At 65.5% G+C, this 14,541-nt stretch carries 14 protein-coding genes; 7 read left to right on the top strand and 7 right to left on the bottom strand.

Translation table 11 applies throughout. The annotated features are described in order from the left end of the window. Window positions 1-23 precede the first annotated feature (23 nt). Both CT3_RS03810 and CT3_RS03805 read right to left on the bottom strand, forming a co-directional pair. A complete protein-coding gene (locus CT3_RS03810) occupies window positions 24-929 on the bottom strand; it encodes an N-formylglutamate amidohydrolase (protein WP_066540556.1) in 906 nt (301 codons plus the stop codon). Further along, a complete protein-coding gene (locus tag CT3_RS03805; protein WP_066540553.1) occupies window positions 929-1,915 on the bottom strand; it encodes a tripartite tricarboxylate transporter substrate binding protein BugE in 987 nt (328 codons plus the stop codon). Before CT3_RS03805 ends, CT3_RS03810 begins: the two co-directional genes overlap by 1 nt. Window positions 1,916-2,088: 173 nt before the next feature. On the opposite strand from CT3_RS03805, the gene CT3_RS03800 reads away from it, so the two are divergent. Then, a complete protein-coding gene (locus tag CT3_RS03800; RefSeq protein WP_066540551.1) occupies window positions 2,089-3,021 on the top strand; it encodes a LysR substrate-binding domain-containing protein in 933 nt (310 codons plus the stop codon). Window positions 3,022-3,155: 134 nt separating this feature from the next. Here CT3_RS03800 and CT3_RS03795 read toward each other — a convergent pair whose 3' ends face one another. Further along, window positions 3,156-3,434, bottom strand: coding sequence for a hypothetical protein (locus CT3_RS03795; protein ID WP_066540868.1), 279 nt, complete (start codon window positions 3,432-3,434; stop codon window positions 3,156-3,158). A 72-nt stretch (window positions 3,435-3,506) separates the two neighbouring features. Here CT3_RS03795 and hemA point away from each other — a divergent pair, with 72 nt between their 5' ends. The 5 genes from hemA (at window position 3,507) to paeA (ending at window position 8,984) form a co-directional block, all read left to right on the top strand. Beyond that, entirely contained in the window at window positions 3,507-4,799 is a 1,293-nt protein-coding gene (hemA, locus tag CT3_RS03790; protein ID WP_066540550.1) for a glutamyl-tRNA reductase, read from the top strand. Window positions 4,800-4,922: 123 nt separating this feature from the next. Beyond that, window positions 4,923-6,005 carry a peptide chain release factor 1 gene (prfA, locus tag CT3_RS03785; protein WP_066540549.1) on the top strand — a complete coding sequence of 361 codons (1,083 nt, stop codon included), beginning with the start codon at window positions 4,923-4,925 and terminating at the stop codon, window positions 6,003-6,005. 101 nt (window positions 6,006-6,106) lie between these two features. Then, window positions 6,107-6,964 (top strand): peptide chain release factor N(5)-glutamine methyltransferase, encoded by an 858-nt coding sequence (gene prmC, locus CT3_RS03780; RefSeq protein WP_066540547.1) that lies wholly within the window; start codon window positions 6,107-6,109, stop codon window positions 6,962-6,964. Between the two features lie 55 nt (window positions 6,965-7,019). Continuing rightward, on the top strand, window positions 7,020-7,343 hold the full coding sequence (grxD, locus tag CT3_RS03775) for a Grx4 family monothiol glutaredoxin (RefSeq protein ID WP_066540866.1): 324 nt from the start codon (window positions 7,020-7,022) through the stop codon (window positions 7,341-7,343). A 207-nt stretch (window positions 7,344-7,550) separates the two neighbouring features. Next, a complete protein-coding gene (gene paeA / locus CT3_RS03770) occupies window positions 7,551-8,984 on the top strand; it encodes a polyamine export protein PaeA (protein ID WP_083520582.1) in 1,434 nt (477 codons plus the stop codon). Window positions 8,985-9,157: 173 nt separating this feature from the next. Here paeA and CT3_RS03765 read toward each other — a convergent pair whose 3' ends face one another. After that, window positions 9,158-10,903: a proline--tRNA ligase gene (locus tag CT3_RS03765; protein ID WP_066540544.1), complete on the bottom strand. Its 1,746-nt coding sequence runs from the start codon at window positions 10,901-10,903 to the stop codon at window positions 9,158-9,160. A gap of 90 nt (window positions 10,904-10,993) precedes the next feature. On the opposite strand from CT3_RS03765, the gene CT3_RS03760 reads away from it, so the two are divergent. Continuing rightward, a complete protein-coding gene (locus tag CT3_RS03760) occupies window positions 10,994-11,641 on the top strand; it encodes an RNA pyrophosphohydrolase (RefSeq protein WP_066540542.1) in 648 nt (215 codons plus the stop codon). A 99-nt stretch (window positions 11,642-11,740) separates the two neighbouring features. Here CT3_RS03760 and proB read toward each other — a convergent pair whose 3' ends face one another. From proB to rpmA, 3 genes are all read right to left on the bottom strand, one after another. Continuing rightward, on the bottom strand, window positions 11,741-12,880 hold the full coding sequence (gene proB / locus CT3_RS03755; protein ID WP_066540540.1) for a glutamate 5-kinase: 1,140 nt from the start codon (window positions 12,878-12,880) through the stop codon (window positions 11,741-11,743). Window positions 12,881-12,987: 107 nt separating this feature from the next. Beyond that, on the bottom strand, window positions 12,988-14,112 hold the full coding sequence (cgtA, locus tag CT3_RS03750) for an Obg family GTPase CgtA (RefSeq protein WP_066540538.1): 1,125 nt from the start codon (window positions 14,110-14,112) through the stop codon (window positions 12,988-12,990). A gap of 156 nt (window positions 14,113-14,268) precedes the next feature. Beyond that, window positions 14,269-14,526 carry a 50S ribosomal protein L27 gene (gene rpmA / locus CT3_RS03745; protein WP_066540535.1) on the bottom strand — a complete coding sequence of 86 codons (258 nt, stop codon included), beginning with the start codon at window positions 14,524-14,526 and terminating at the stop codon, window positions 14,269-14,271. Window positions 14,527-14,541: the final 15 nt, after the last annotated feature.

Genomic DNA, 14,541 nt, shown 5'->3' with positions numbered 1-14,541 from the left:
CGCTGTTACCCCAGGCAAGGCCATCAGCCACGCACGGGCAACTGCTGGCGCACGTAGTCGCTCACCACGGCCATCACTTTTTGCAGGTTCTGGCGCAGCGGCTCGAAGCCGGCGTTGGGTTCCCGCGTGGCCTCGTCCATGTAGAGCGGGCGGTTGATCTCGATCTGCATGCTGTGGCGCTGCAGATGGGGCTGGCCGATATCGGCCAGCAGCGCCACGCCCTTGTAGGGTTCGTTGTAGGCCACGCTGTAACCCTGGGCCTGCAGCGTGTCACCAATCAGGTGGATGAACTCCGGCGCACAGGTGGTGCCGTCGCGGTCGCCCAGCACAAAATCGGCCAGCTGCTTGTCCGGCGTACCCAGGCGCTGGTAGACATCGCTGGGCATGGAATGCAGATTGATGTGCCACACACCGCCAAAGCGGTCCACGCTCCAGCGGATGGCCTGGCTCACCGCCGCATGGTAGGGGCGCCAGTAGCGCTCGATGCGCTGCTGCACCTCGGCCACGCTCAGCTTGCGGTCGTACACCGGGGTGGACTGGCCGGCCTGGCTGATGCGCTCCCACACTAGGCCCAGGCCCTGCAGCGTCTTGGGACCGGGCTGCAGCGCCACGGGCCACTCCCCGTCCAGCATGGCGGGGTTGATGTCCCCTTCCGCGCGGTTGGGGTCGATGTAGGTGCGCGGAAACGTGGCTTCGATCAGCGTGGCGCCGTAGTCGGGCAGGGCCTCCCACAGGCGGTGCACATGGGTGTCTTCCCCGCGGCGCAGCAGCGCCAGGGGCACCGCCACGCCGAAGTCGGCCGGGTAGGCGGTGCCGCTGTGCGGCGAATCGCACACCAGCGGCAGCACCGCGCCCTGGGGCGGGCGCACCACCACCGGCTGCAATGGCAGGGGTTGCAGGAAATCAGGCAAGGCAGCAGTCGCAGTCATCAGTTGATTTTGATGTTGGCGCGCTGGGCCACGGCGGTGTAGCGGGCAATGGCGGTGTCGATCTGCTTGGCAAATTGTTCCGGCGTGTTGGCCATGCCTTCACCAGAGATTTCCTTTTGCTTGGCCAGGTAGGCGGGGTCTTGCATCGCCTTGTGCGCTGCCGCATTGAGCTTGGCGATCACGGCCTTGGGCGTGCCGGCCGGGGCCACCAGACCGAACCAGCCGCCGTCGCCCATCTGGGCATAGCCCAGCTCGGTGTAGGTCGGCACATCCGGCAGCACCTCGGCACGCTTGAAGGCCAGCACGGCCAGCGGACGCAGCTTGCCGGCCTGGATGTTGGACAGCGAAGACGGCAGGTTGTCCGTCATGGCGTTGACCTGGCCGCCCAGCGCATCGGTCAGGGCCTGGCCCGCGCCCTTGTAGGGGATGTGCAGCAGCTCGATGCCAGCCAGATTCATGAAGTTCTCGATGTTGGCGTGGCCCAGCGAGCCGGTGCCGGGCGAGGCGAAGGTGTACTTGCCGGGATGGGCCTTGGCCAGGGCAATGAACTCCTTCATGGTCTTGGCCGGCACGCTGGGGTGCACCACAAACACGCTGGGCACGCTCATCACATTGGTGATGGGGGCAAAGTCCTTCTTCGCGTCATACGGCAGCTTGGTCATGATGGCCGGATTGGCACCATGGGTGGACACCGTCGCCATGCCGATGGTGTAGCCGTCCGGTGCGGACTTGGCGATTTCCGACGCACCAATCGAGCCGCCGGCGCCGCCCTTGTTCTCGATCACCACGGCCTGGCCCAGGATGGGGCCCATCTTCTCGGCCAGCAACCGGGCCACCATGTCGGTGGAACCGCCAGCGCCAAACGGCACGATCAGCTTGATCGGGCGGCTGGGGTAGACAGCGTCGGCCGCGAAGACGGCAGGCGCCAGGGCGCTCAGGGCGGCGGCAGCGGCCACGGAAGCCAGCAGGGTACGGCGCAGTTGCATGGGGGTGCTTCTCCTCAAGGATCGGGGGATTGTTGTGAATGCGGCCATTCTTGGCTGCGTCGTGCCCGGCGAAAAGGGACAAAAAGGCACGCATGCATGACCAATGCTCATAATTGGCGCAAAAGCTGCTTGCAGGGACGGCGTCCCTCCACATCCTTCCGCCTTCCTGCCCCATGCGCATCCAGTCCCCTTCCCTGTCCGAACTCCATGCCTTTGCCCAGGCAGCGCGCCTGGGCAGCTACACGCTGGCGGCCGAGCAGCTGAGCGTCACCCAGGGCGCCATCAGCCGCGCCATCGCCCGGCTGGAAGAGCATCTGGGCTTTGCCCTGTTCGAACGCCAGGGACGCCGCAGCGTGCTGAGCACTGCCGGCCGGCAGTATCTGGATGCCATCGGCCCGGCCATCTTCACCATCGAATCCGCCACCGCGGCCATGCGCCGCCGCCGCAGCGGGCGCCAGCTGCGCCTGTCGGTGCCGCCCACCTTGTTCAGCCACTGGCTGATTCCGCGCCTGCCGGACTTCACCGCCCGCCATCCCGGCACGGTGCTGAGCTTTGCCCCCTACCGCCGCGACGACCCGCTGACCGATCCGCAGACCGATGCCTGGGTGCGCATCGGCGCCGACCCGTGGCCGGACCAGCTGGCCGCCGACTACCTGGTGGGCCAGGACCTGGTGCCCATCTGCCGTCCCCAGGACGTGGAAGGCGCACAGGCCATCCGCAGGCCCGAAGACCTGATGGCCCGCCCGCTGCTGGCCCATACCAACTACCCCGACAACTGGGCACGCTGGTTCAGCAAGATGGGCTGCGAGGACCTGTGTCCCGCGCCGGTGGCAGACTTCGAACAGGTGACGCTGCTGGTGCAGGCCGTGATTGCCGGCATGGGCGTGGCCGTGGTGCAGCGCTGCCTGATCGAGGAGGACCTGGCGAGCGGGCGCATTGTGGTGCCGGTGCAACGGGCCTTCCGCATCGAGCGCGGCTACTTTCTCTGCCGTCCGGCCCAGCGCCCCGCCAGCGCCGAACTGCAGGATTTCCGCCACTGGGTGCTGGAGCAGGCGGCCCTGGACCGTGCGGCGCAGCCACTCGGGACCGCCGCCGAGTTGCCCTAAAAGCGCTTTTTATGTAGCAACCCCAACACCCCAGATCCCCGCCCGCGCGGTGCTATACCCCTGAGGTCAGCAGATATATGGGGCGGGCAGCCGGCCCGCTCCAGAGCGGTTGTCCACCGCCTTCGCCGCCCGGGCTAGGCTTTCCAGCCGCGCAGCAGCAGCCACTGGCAGCTGCCCATGGCCAGCACCAGCAGTGCGTAGGTGGCCAGCTTGCCGTCACGGCCCGATAGCGCCAAACACAGGCCCAGCACCGCTGCGCCGAGGACGGCGTTGAGCAACATCTGCTCCCACAGGTTCACCAGGGGCGTGGCCGAACGCCAGAAGATCCGCCCTCCCACGCCCAGCAGCACCGCCAGAAAAACGGCCGGTGCCAGAAAATTGAGCAGGTGGTTGAGGAAGGTCAGGGCAGGCATGAAAATGACACAGATCAAGTCTTTGCGTTGTGGGTCAACGCAAAAGGCCGCTGAATTTTATAATCATGGTCTATGGCAGTCTGGGCTCTCGGCATCAACCATCACACGGCACCGTTGGATCTACGGGGCCGGTTTGCGTTCGCACTCGACCAGATTGCACCGACATTGACCGGTCTGCGCCAGTCGCTGACCAGTGCCACCCGCCACCCCGAGGTGGAAACGGCCATCATCTCCACCTGCAACCGCACCGAGATCTACTGCGCCGCCGACGCCCCCGCGCTGGACCACACGCTGGGCTGGCTGGCCCAGTCCGGCGGTGTCACCCCCGACGTGCTGCGCCAGCATTCCTATCTGCTGGAAAGCGGCTCGGTCGCACGCCATGCCTTCCGTGTGGCCTCGGGTCTGGATTCCATGGTGCTGGGTGAAACCCAGATCCTGGGCCAGATGAAGAACGCCGTGCGCGCCGCCGAAGATGCGGGCGCCCTGGGCACCACCCTGAACCAGCTGTTCCAGCGCAGCTTTGCCGTGGCCAAGGAAGTGCGCAGCTCCACCGAAATCGGCGAGCACAGCATTTCGATGGCCGCCGCCGCCGTGCGCCTGGCCGGCCAGCTGTTTGAAGACCTCTCCAAGATCCGCATCCTGTTCGTGGGCGCGGGCGAGATGATCGAGCTGGCCAGCACCCACTTTGCGGCGCGCAACCCGCAGCAGATCACCATCGCCAACCGCACCCTGGAGCGCGGCGAAAAGCTGGCGTGCCGCCTGGGCGCCAGCGTGATGCGCCTGGCCGACATTCCTGACCACCTGCACGAATACGACGCCATCATCAGCTGCACCGCCTCCAGCCTGCCGATCATCGGCCTGGGCGCCGTGGAACGTGCGCTGAAGAAACGCAAGCACCGCCCGATCTTCATGGTCGACCTGGCCGTGCCACGCGACATCGAGCCCGAAATCAAGGACCTGCGCGACGTGTACCTGTACACCGTCGACGACCTGGCCAGCGTGGTGAAGACCGCCCAGGCCAGCCGCCAGGCCACTGTGGCCCAGGCCGAAGCCATCATCGATGCCGGCGTGCTGAATTTCGTGCAGTGGATGGACCAGCGTTCCCTGGGCGGTGTGGTGCCGTTGATCCAGCAGATCAACGCCCAGGCCGACGAATGGCGCGCCCTGGAAATCGCCCGTGCCAGAAAGCTCCTGGCCAAGGGGGAAGACATGGACACCGTGCTCGAAGCCCTGTCCCGCGGCCTGACCCAGAAGATGATGCACGGCACCATGGCAGCCCTGCACCAGGGCGATGCGGAAGAGCGCGCCCAGACCGCCGCCACCGTCTCCCGCCTGTTCCTGCGCGCCCGCCGCAGCGACCGTTAGCGCAGACCCCCTGCCAGGCTGTGACCGCGCTCGGCGTGCTGCAGCCAGATCGCCCTCTCACGCCAAATCCATCTGCGTGAGCAGCTATCCTTCGGATAGCACCCATCCGCACCCTGCCCCGCCATGAAGCCTTTTTTGCGCAACCAGCTGGAGCGCTTTGCCCAGCGCCTGGAAGAACTGGACTTTCTGCTTTCCCGTGAAGACATCATGGGCGACATGCAGAAGTACCGCAGCATCTCGCGCGAACACGCCGACGTGACGGCCGTGGCCGGCCGCTACCAGCGCTACCTGCAGACCGAGGCCGACATCGCCGCCGCACGCGAGATGCTGGCAGACCCCGACATGGCCGAGATGGCACAGGACGAAATCAGCGCCGGCGAAGCCGCGCTGTTGCAGCTGGAGGACGAACTGCAGCGCCTGCTGCTGCCCAAGGACCCGGACGACGCCCGCCCTGCGTTTGTGGAAATCCGCGCCGGCACCGGCGGCGACGAATCCGCGCTGTTTGCCGGCGACCTGGCCCGCATGTACACCCGCCATGCCACCAATGTGGGCTGGAAGGTGGAAGTGATGAGCGCCAACGAGAACGAAATCGGCGGCTACAAGGAAGTGGTGCTGCGCGTGGACGGCGACAACGTCTACGGCCGTCTGCGCTTTGAATCCGGCGGTCACCGCGTGCAGCGCGTGCCCGCCACCGAAACCCAGGGCCGCATCCACACCAGCGCCTGCACCGTGGCCGTGATGCCGGAGCCGGACGAGCACCAGGCCATCACCCTGAACCCGGCCGATCTGCGCATCGACACCTTCCGCGCCAGCGGCGCCGGCGGCCAGCACATCAACAAGACCGATTCGGCCGTGCGCGTGGTGCACTTGCCCACCGGCATCGTGGCCGAATGCCAGGACGGCCGCAGCCAGCACAGCAACAAGGCCAAGGCCCTGCAAGTGCTGCAGGCGCGCATCCAGGAAAAGAAGCGCAGCGAGCGTGCCGCCAAGGAGGCCGCGCTGCGCAAGGGCCTGATCGGCTCGGGCGACCGCTCGGACCGTATCCGGACCTACAACTTTCCCCAGGGCCGCCTGACGGACCACCGCATCAACCTGACGCTGTACAAGCTGCTGGCAGTGATGGAAGGCGATCTGGGCGACGTGCTGGACGCGCTGCAGCATGCCCGCGAGGCGGAGCTGCTGGCCGAGCTGGAAGTCAACGGCTGACGCCTGGACCTCTGCAGGCACACGCGGTGCGTGCGCTTCGCCACGTCCCCCAACGTTTCCGCCCGCCACCGGGCCCCGCAACCGGACAGACTGTCACCACCATGAACGCCCCCACCCTGGCCCAGGCCCTGCAGCACGCGGCCCAGCGCGGTCTGGCCCGCATCGATGCGCAACTGCTGTTGCTGCACTGTGTGGGCCGGCCGGATGCCGGTCGCGCCTGGTTGCTGGCGCACGACGACGACATCCTGTCCCCGGCGCAGGCTGCCCTGTGGGAACAGTTGCTGGCACGCCGCCTGAACGGCGAGCCCGTGGCCTATCTGACCGGCCGCAAGGAATTTTTCGGCCTGCCGCTGCAGGTGGATGCCCGCGTGCTGGACCCCCGCCCCGACACCGAAACCCTGGTGGAATGGGCCCTGGAAGTGCTGCAACCGCTGTCCGCCCCGCAAGTGGCGGACCTGGGTACAGGCAGCGGCGCCATCGCGCTGGCCATTCAGCACCAGCGCCCCGACGCCCAGGTCACCGCGGTGGACTACAGCCAAGATGCCCTGGCCGTGGCACGCGCCAATGCCGCGCAGCTGAAGCTGCCGGTGCGTGTGCTGCATTCGTCATGGCTGGAGCAGGTGGAAGGCCGGTTTGATGCCATCGTCACCAACCCGCCCTATATCCGCGAGGACGACCCCCACATGCCCGCGCTGCAGCACGAGCCACGCCAGGCCCTGACCAGTGGTGCCGACGGGCTGGATGACATCCGTGCCATCTGCGCCCAGGCCCCGGCCCACCTGGTGCCCGGCGGCTGGCTGCTGATTGAGCACGGCTGGGACCAGTCGGAGGCTGTGCAGCAACTGCTGAAAACCGCCGGATTCACCCTGGTGCACAGCCGCCAGGATCTGGCCGGGATTGCCCGTTGCACGGGCGGGCAAATACCGTGCGCACCCGGCGATGGCCAGACAGTGAAATAATCAGCGGCAATGCTGCAGAGCAATGCGCCTGCAGATCCCCTACAAGGAGCACCCCATGAGCGACGTTCAACAACGCATCGACCAACTGGTCAAGAACAACGACATCCTGCTGTTCATGAAGGGCAGCGCGAGCTTCCCCATGTGCGGCTTCTCCGGCCGTGCCATTCAGATCCTGAAGGCCTGCGGCGTGGAGCCCAAGGCGATTTCCACCGTGAACGTGCTGGAAGACCAGGAAATCCGCCAGGGCATCAAGGACTACAGCAACTGGCCCACCATCCCCCAGCTGTATGTGAAGGGTGAATTCATCGGCGGTTCGGACATCATGATGGAGATGTACGAGTCCGGTGAGCTCAAGCAACTGCTGGACGGCCAGGCCTGAAGCCGCGCACACCATGCACCTGCTGGGACCAATGCCGACCCCGATGACCAGTCTGGCTGGCATGGCCCCTGCTTTGTCCGAAACCGCCCTCCTGGGCGGTTTTTCGTTTCCGGCCGCAGGGCAGCGGCACGGAATCCCCTTTGCCTGCATGCGAAGGAGGCATGCACAATGGTGACGCTAGGCAGTCACCAGCCACCCCACTGACCTATGACCTTGACCCAAAGCCTGCTCATCATTGCCCTGCTGATTGCCGCCAGTGCCTTCGTGGCGGTGGCCGAAATTTCCCTGGCCGCTTCCCGCCGTCTGCGCCTGCGCCAGATGGCCGACGAAGGCGACCCCCGCGCAGAAAAGGCGATGAAGATGCAGGAGCAGCCCGGTGACTACTTCACCGTGGTGCAGGTGGGTCAGAACGCCATCGCCATCCTGGGCGGTATCGTGGGGGAAGGCACGTTCAGCGCCGGCTTTGCCGAGCTGCTGGCCTGGTGGCTGCCGGCGGGTTCGGCGCACAGCGCGGGCTCGGTGCTGTCCTTCTTCGTCATCACCTCGCTGTTCATTCTGTTCGCCGACCTGCTGCCACGGCGCCTGAGCATGACCGAGCCGGAATACCTGCTGGTGCGCGTGCTGCGCCCCATGCAGCTGTGCATCACCCTGTTCAAGCCCATCGTCTGGTTCTACAGCCGCATCACCGATGCGCTGTTCCGGCTGTTTGGCCTGCCGGACAAGCGCGACGAAAAAATCACCTCGGACGACATTCTGGCCATGACCGAAGCCGGTGCCCGAGCCGGCGTACTGGCCCGGCGCGAGCAGCAGGTCATCGCCAATGTGTTCGAGCTGGATTCGCGCACCGTGTCGTCGGCCATGACGCAGCGCGACCGCATCGCCTACTTTCTGCGCGACGACCCAGACCCGGTGATCCGCGCCCGCATTGCCGAGGAGCCCTACTCCACCTACCCGGTATGCGATGGCGATATCGACCATGTGGTGGGATATGTGGATGCCAAGGACCTGTTTCAGCGCGCGCTGAACAACCAGCCCATCTCGCTCAAGGACGGCAGTCCCCTGGTGCACAAGGCACTGATCGTGCCGGACCGGCTGACACTGGCCGAGGTGCTGGACCAGTTCCAGCAGGTGCACGAAGACTTTGCCATCATCCTGAACGAGTACAGCCTGGTGGTGGGTGTGGTCACGCTGAACGACGTGATGAGCACGGTCATGGGCGACCTGGTAACCCCCGATGACGACGAACAGCAGATCGTGCGCCGCGACGCACACTCCTGGCTGATCGACGGGGTCACACCCATCGACGATGTGCTGCGGGCGCTGAACCTGGAAGAGATGCCCCACGAAGAAGAGTACGAGACCCTGGCCGGCTTTCTGATGGTGATGCTGCGCCGCGTACCGCGCCGCACCGACAGCGTGAACTGGGGGGGCTACAAGTTCGAGGTGATCGATGTGGACAGCTACCGCATCGACCAGGTGCTGGTCTCGCGCCTGTCGGACGACGGCAAGACCCCGTTGCCCCCCACCCCGCCAGCGCCCGAGCTGCCCCCGCCGCTGCACACCGGCGTGGCGCATCCCCCCCTCCAGTCGCCACAGCAGCCGGCGGCCGGGCGCGAAAACCCGACCCCCAGCGTGCCCTGAGCCCCTGGCCTGCGTGCCCCGCAAAAAAAGACTGCCGGGGCAGTCTTTTTTATGGCGCTTGCAGCCCCTGAGCACAGAGGACAAGCTCCCGCTTCGGACAGCCGCTGCCTGCCCCACAATGAAAAAAGGCAGCCTCGTGGCTGCCTTCTTGGTCATCGCGCTGGCGTGAGAGCTCAGTTCAGGCCCAGACGGGCCTTCAGGTCCGACAGGATATCGCCTGCAGCGATCTTGGTGGCTTCGGTATCGCGGCGGTGCTGGTACTCGACCACGCCGTCCTTCAGGCCGCGGTCACCCAGCACCACGCGGTGGGGCACGCCGATCAGTTCCCAGTCGGCCAGCATGGCGCCGGGGCGCTCGTCACGGTCGTCCAGGATCACGTCCACGCCCAGCGCCAGCAGTTCGCTGTAGAGCTGCTCGGCGGCGGTTTTCACGGCTTCGCTGCGGCCCATGCCGATGGGGCAGACCACCACGGTGAAGGGTGCAATCGCGTCGGGCCAGATGATGCCGCGCTCGTCGTGGTTCTGCTCGATGGCCGCGGCCGGCAGACGGGTCACGCCAATGCCGTAGCAGCCCATTTCAAAGTGCTGGGGCTTGCCGTTGTCGCCCAGGAAGGTCGCATTCATCGCCTGGGAGTACTTGGTGCCCAGGTAGAACACGTGGCCGATCTCGATGCCGCGCTCGATCGCCAGTGCCCCGGCGCCATCAGGCGATGGATCGCCCGCTACCACATTGCGCAGGTCCGCCACCAGGGCGGGCTCGGGCAGATCACGGCCGAAGTTCACGCCGGTGATGTGGAAGTCTTCCTCATTGGCACCGCAGACCCAGTCAGCCATCACGGCCACATCGCGGTCCACCACCAGGTTCACGGGCTTCTTCAGGTTGATGGGGCCCAGGTAGCCGGGCTTGCAGCCGAAGTGGTCTTCGATCTCGGGCACCGAGGCAAAGCGGAAACCGGCCAGACCGTCCACCTTGCCGACCTTGATCTCGTTCATCTCATGGTCGCCGCGCAGCAGCAGCAGCCAGACCTGGGTCTTGGCGATCAGGCCCTTGTCGTCCAGTTCGTCGGTGGCCAGCACCAGCGACTTGACGGTCTGCGCCAGCGGCAAGCCCAGCTGGGCGGCCACGGATTCGCAGGTGCTGTTGCCGGGCGTGGCCACCTTGGCCATGGCCTGGCCAGCCGCAGGGCGGGCCTGGGTGGGGGCCAGACTTTCGGCCTTTTCAATATTGGCGGCGTAGTCGCTCTGTGGGCAGTAGACGATGGCGTCTTCACCCGTGGAGGCAATTACCTGGAATTCTTCGCTCAGATCGCCACCGATGGCGCCCGAGTCTGCCCGCACCGCGCGGTACTGCAGGCCAAAGCGGTCGAAGATGCGCTTGTAGGCTTCGCGCATGGTCTGGTAGCTGATCTGGGCGGTGTCGCGGTCCTTGTCGAAGGAATAGGCGTCCTTCATGATGAACTCGCGGCCACGCATCAAGCCAAAACGCGGACGGCGCTCGTCGCGGAACTTGGTCTGGATCTGGTAGAGGTTCTTGGGCAGCTGCTTGTAGCTCTTGAACTCCTGGCGGGCGATGTCGGTCACCACTTCCTCGGAGGTGGGCTGGATCACGAAGTCGCGCTCATGGCGGTCCTTGATGCGCAGCAGCTCGGGGCCCATCTTCTCGAAACGGCCGGTCTCCTGCCACAGCTCGGCAGGCTGGACCACGGGCATGGTCACCTCGATCGCACCGGCGCGGTTCATTTCCTCGCGCACGATGGCTTCGACCTTGCGGATCACGCGCAGGCCCATGGGCATGTAGTTGTAGATGCCTGCACCCAGCTTTTTGATCATGCCAGCCCGCGTCATGAGCTTGTGGCTGACCACTTCGGCGTCGGCCGGAGCTTCTTTCAGGGTGGAGATGAGAAATTGGGAAGCTTTCATGGGCAGGAAAACGGAATATCGGGTCGGCGACCTTGCCGGGTGCAGAGCACCGTGCATAATGGCCGCAATAGACAAAATTGGGGTTCGATTATGCTTGACCGGGACGGATTTCGCCCGAACGTCGGCATCATCCTGCTCAACCACAAGAACCAGGTGTTCTGGGGAAAACGCATCCGCACCCACAGCTGGCAATTCCCACAAGGCGGCATTGATCGGGGCGAAACGCCCGAACAGGCCATGTTCAGGGAACTGCATGAAGAAGTGGGGCTGAAGCCCAACCACGTTCGCGTGGTGGCCCGCACCCGGGATTGGTTGCGCTACGAGGTGCCAGACCGTTACATACGCCGTGACGCGCGGGGCCATTACAAGGGGCAAAAGCAGATCTGGTATTTGCTGCAGCTGACCGGACACGACTGGGATTTGAACCTGCGTGCCACCGACCACCCCGAGTTTGATGCCTGGCGCTGGAACGATTACTGGGTGCCACTGGATGTGGTGGTGGAGTTCAAACGCGGGGTGTACGAACTGGCCCTGACGGAACTGGCCCGCTTTCTGCCCCGCCATGAACAGCGCAACCGCTATCTGCGCAGCGGCATGCGGGGACGCGATGGCGCTCCGCTGGCCGGTGAGCCCGATCCCCTGATTCCTCCGCAGCGCACCGGCCTGCTGCTGAACCCGGGGCTGGAACTGCCCCCCGGTGCCAGTTTCGATCCGGATCCCCAGACCCCCAAGTCCTGAGCGGCATCCGCAGCCGGTCTGATCCCCATCAAAAAAGGAGTGGCATGCCACTCCTTTTTGCATGGCCGCCGCACGGCCTGTAGCGCGCTCCGGTGCGCTTCAATGCGCCGTCAGCACCATGTTGTCGCGGTGCACCATTTCCGGTTCGGCCGTATAGCCCAGCAGGCGCTCGATCTCGCTGGAAGCATGGCGGCACAGCAGCCGCGCTTCGGAGCTGGCGTAGTTGGCTAGGCCACGGGCCAACTCCTGGCCCTGCGGGTCGCGCACGGCAATCACTTCACCACGCGAGAAATCCCCTTCCACCGCCGTCATGCCGATGGGCAGCAGGCTCTTGCCTTCGGCGCGCAGCACGCGGGCCGCACCTTCGTCCACCGTCACGGCACCACGCAGCTGCAGATGGTCCATCATCCACTGCTTGCGCGCCTGGTTCTTGTGCGTGGGCGCCACCAGCAGCGTGCCGATGGCTTCGCCGCGCGTCAGGCGCAGCAGCACATCCTGCTCGCGCCCCCAGGCAATCACGGTGGACGCGCCCGAGCCGGCGGCCCGCTTGGCCGCGAGAATCTTGGTCAGCATGCCGCCCTTGCCGATGCTGGAGCCTGCGCCGCCAGCCATGGCTTCCAGCGCCAGGTCCCCGGCCTGGGCCTCGTGCACAAACTGGGCATCGGGGTTGCTGCGCGGATCGGCGGTGTACAGGCCCTTCTGGTCGGTCAGGATCACCAGCGCATCGGCTTCCACCAGGTTCGCCACCAGGGCGCCCAGGGTATCGTTGTCGCCGAACTTGATTTCGTCGTTGACGACGGTGTCGTTTTCGTTGATCACCGGCACCACGCCCAGCTGCAGCAAGGTCAGCAGCGTGACGCGGGCGTTCAGGTAGCGCTCGCGGTCGGCCAGGTCCGCATGGGTCAGCAGCACCTGGGCACTGCCCACATTCTGCTCACGCAGCTTGGTTTCATACATCTGCACCAGGCCCATCTGGCCTACCGCTGCAGCGGCCTGCAACTCGTGGAGTTCCTTGGGACGGGTGGCCCAGCCCAGGCGCTTCATGCCTTCGGCCACGGCGCCGCTGGAGACCATGATGACTTCGCGCTTGCTGCCGTCCTCGCCATGCACCAGGCTGGCCAGCTGGCGCGACCACTCTTCGATGGCCGCCTCGTCGAGGCCGCGGCCCTCGTTGGTGACCAGACTGGAACCGACCTTGACCACGATGCGGTGGGCATCGCGCAGCACATTGGAAGCCATGAAATATCAGCGTTTGTGGGCCCTGGCGCACTCTGCAGGCGCGCCAACAGCGATTGAATGGAAAGCAAAACAGCGCCCATGAGCGCTGTTGGTTCTAGCCGTGCAGCTCAGTCCGCATCGCGGGGGGCGAAACGGGGGTCGTTGCTCAGATCGAGTCCGCTGTCATCGGCATCGGCGAAGCGGGGATCGATGTCCTTGGGATCCGGTGCCAGCTCGGCCAGCTGCTGCGCACGCACATGCTGGTAGATGGTCTTGATCAGCGGCTCGCAGCCTTCGCGGGTCAGCGCCGAGATTTCGAACACCGGGCCCTTCCACTTGAAGCGCTTGACAAAGTCCTTGACCAGGGCCGCACGCTCTTCGACCGGCACCATGTCCAGCTTGTTCAGCACCAGCCAGCGTGGCTTGCTGTGCAGGCCTTCATCGTACTTGCGCAGCTCTTCCACAATGGCCTTGGCCTGGGCGACAGGGTCCACGCCCTCGTCGAACGGGGCCATGTCCACCACGTGCAGCAGCAGGCGGGTGCGCTGCAGGTGGCGCAGGAACAGATGCCCCAGGCCGGCGCCCTCGGACGCACCTTCGATCAGGCCGGGAATATCGGCGATCACAAAGCTCTGCTCCGGGCCCACGCGCACCACACCCAGGTTGGGGTGCAAAGTGGTGAAGGGGTAATCGGCAATCTTGGGGCGGGCGTTGGAGACGGCCGCAATGAACGTCGACTTGCCCGCATTGGGCATGCCCAGCAGGCCCACGTCGGCCAGCACCTTCAGCTCCAGCTTCAGGTTGCGGCGCTCGCCGGGCCAGCCCGGCGTCTTCTGGCGCGGGGCGCGGTTGATGGCGCTCTTGAAGCGCAGATTGCCGAAGCCGCCATCGCCGCCCTTGGCAATGGTGATCTTCTGGCCGGCTTCGAGCAGCTCGAACAGCACTTCGCCGGTCTCGGCGTCGGTGATGATGGTGCCCACCGGCATGTTCAGGGTGATGTCATCGCCGGCCGCGCCGAACATGTCGGAGCCCATGCCGTGCTGACCGCGCTTGGCTTCATGGCGGCGCGAATAGCGATAGTCCACCAGGGTGTTCAGGGCCGGATCGGCCACGGCGAACACATGGCCGCCACGGCCGCCGTCGCCCCCGTCCGGACCGCCGAATTCCTTGTACTTTTCGTGCCGGAACGACACGCAGCCATTGCCGCCATCGCCTGCGGCAATGTCAATAAAAGCTTCATCGACGAACTTCATGGGGGATCCCGTTCCACTGAAATAACCGGCGCATCCGGCACCGGGCAAGCATACCGTCTGACGCACCGCGCCGGGTATGGCAGGGCTTTCGCCCGGAATAAACAGCAAAGCCCCGACTGTGCGGGGCTTTGCCAGGGTCTGGTGAAGACCGTCTGCTTAGACGGGAGTCACGCTGACCGTGTGCTTGGACAAGGCGCCCTTGGTTTCAAAAACCACATTGCCTTCGACCAGAGCAAACAGGGTGTGGTCCTTGCCCACGCCGACATTGGTGCCGGGGTGGAACTTGGTGCCACGTTGACGCACGATGATGGAACCAGCGCTGATCAGCTGACCACCAAAGGCCTTCACACCCAGCATTTTTGGCTTGGAATCACGTCCGTTGCGCGTAGAGCCGCCGCCTTTTTTCTGTGCCATGACTGAGCTCCTTCA

Source organism: Comamonas terrigena NBRC 13299, from assembly GCF_006740045.1.
In the GTDB taxonomy this organism is placed as follows: Bacteria; Pseudomonadota; Gammaproteobacteria; order Burkholderiales; family Burkholderiaceae_C; genus Comamonas; species Comamonas terrigena.
The sequence above is the reverse complement of the archived record's forward strand: the minus strand, read 5'-3'. Positions and strand labels throughout refer to the sequence as shown.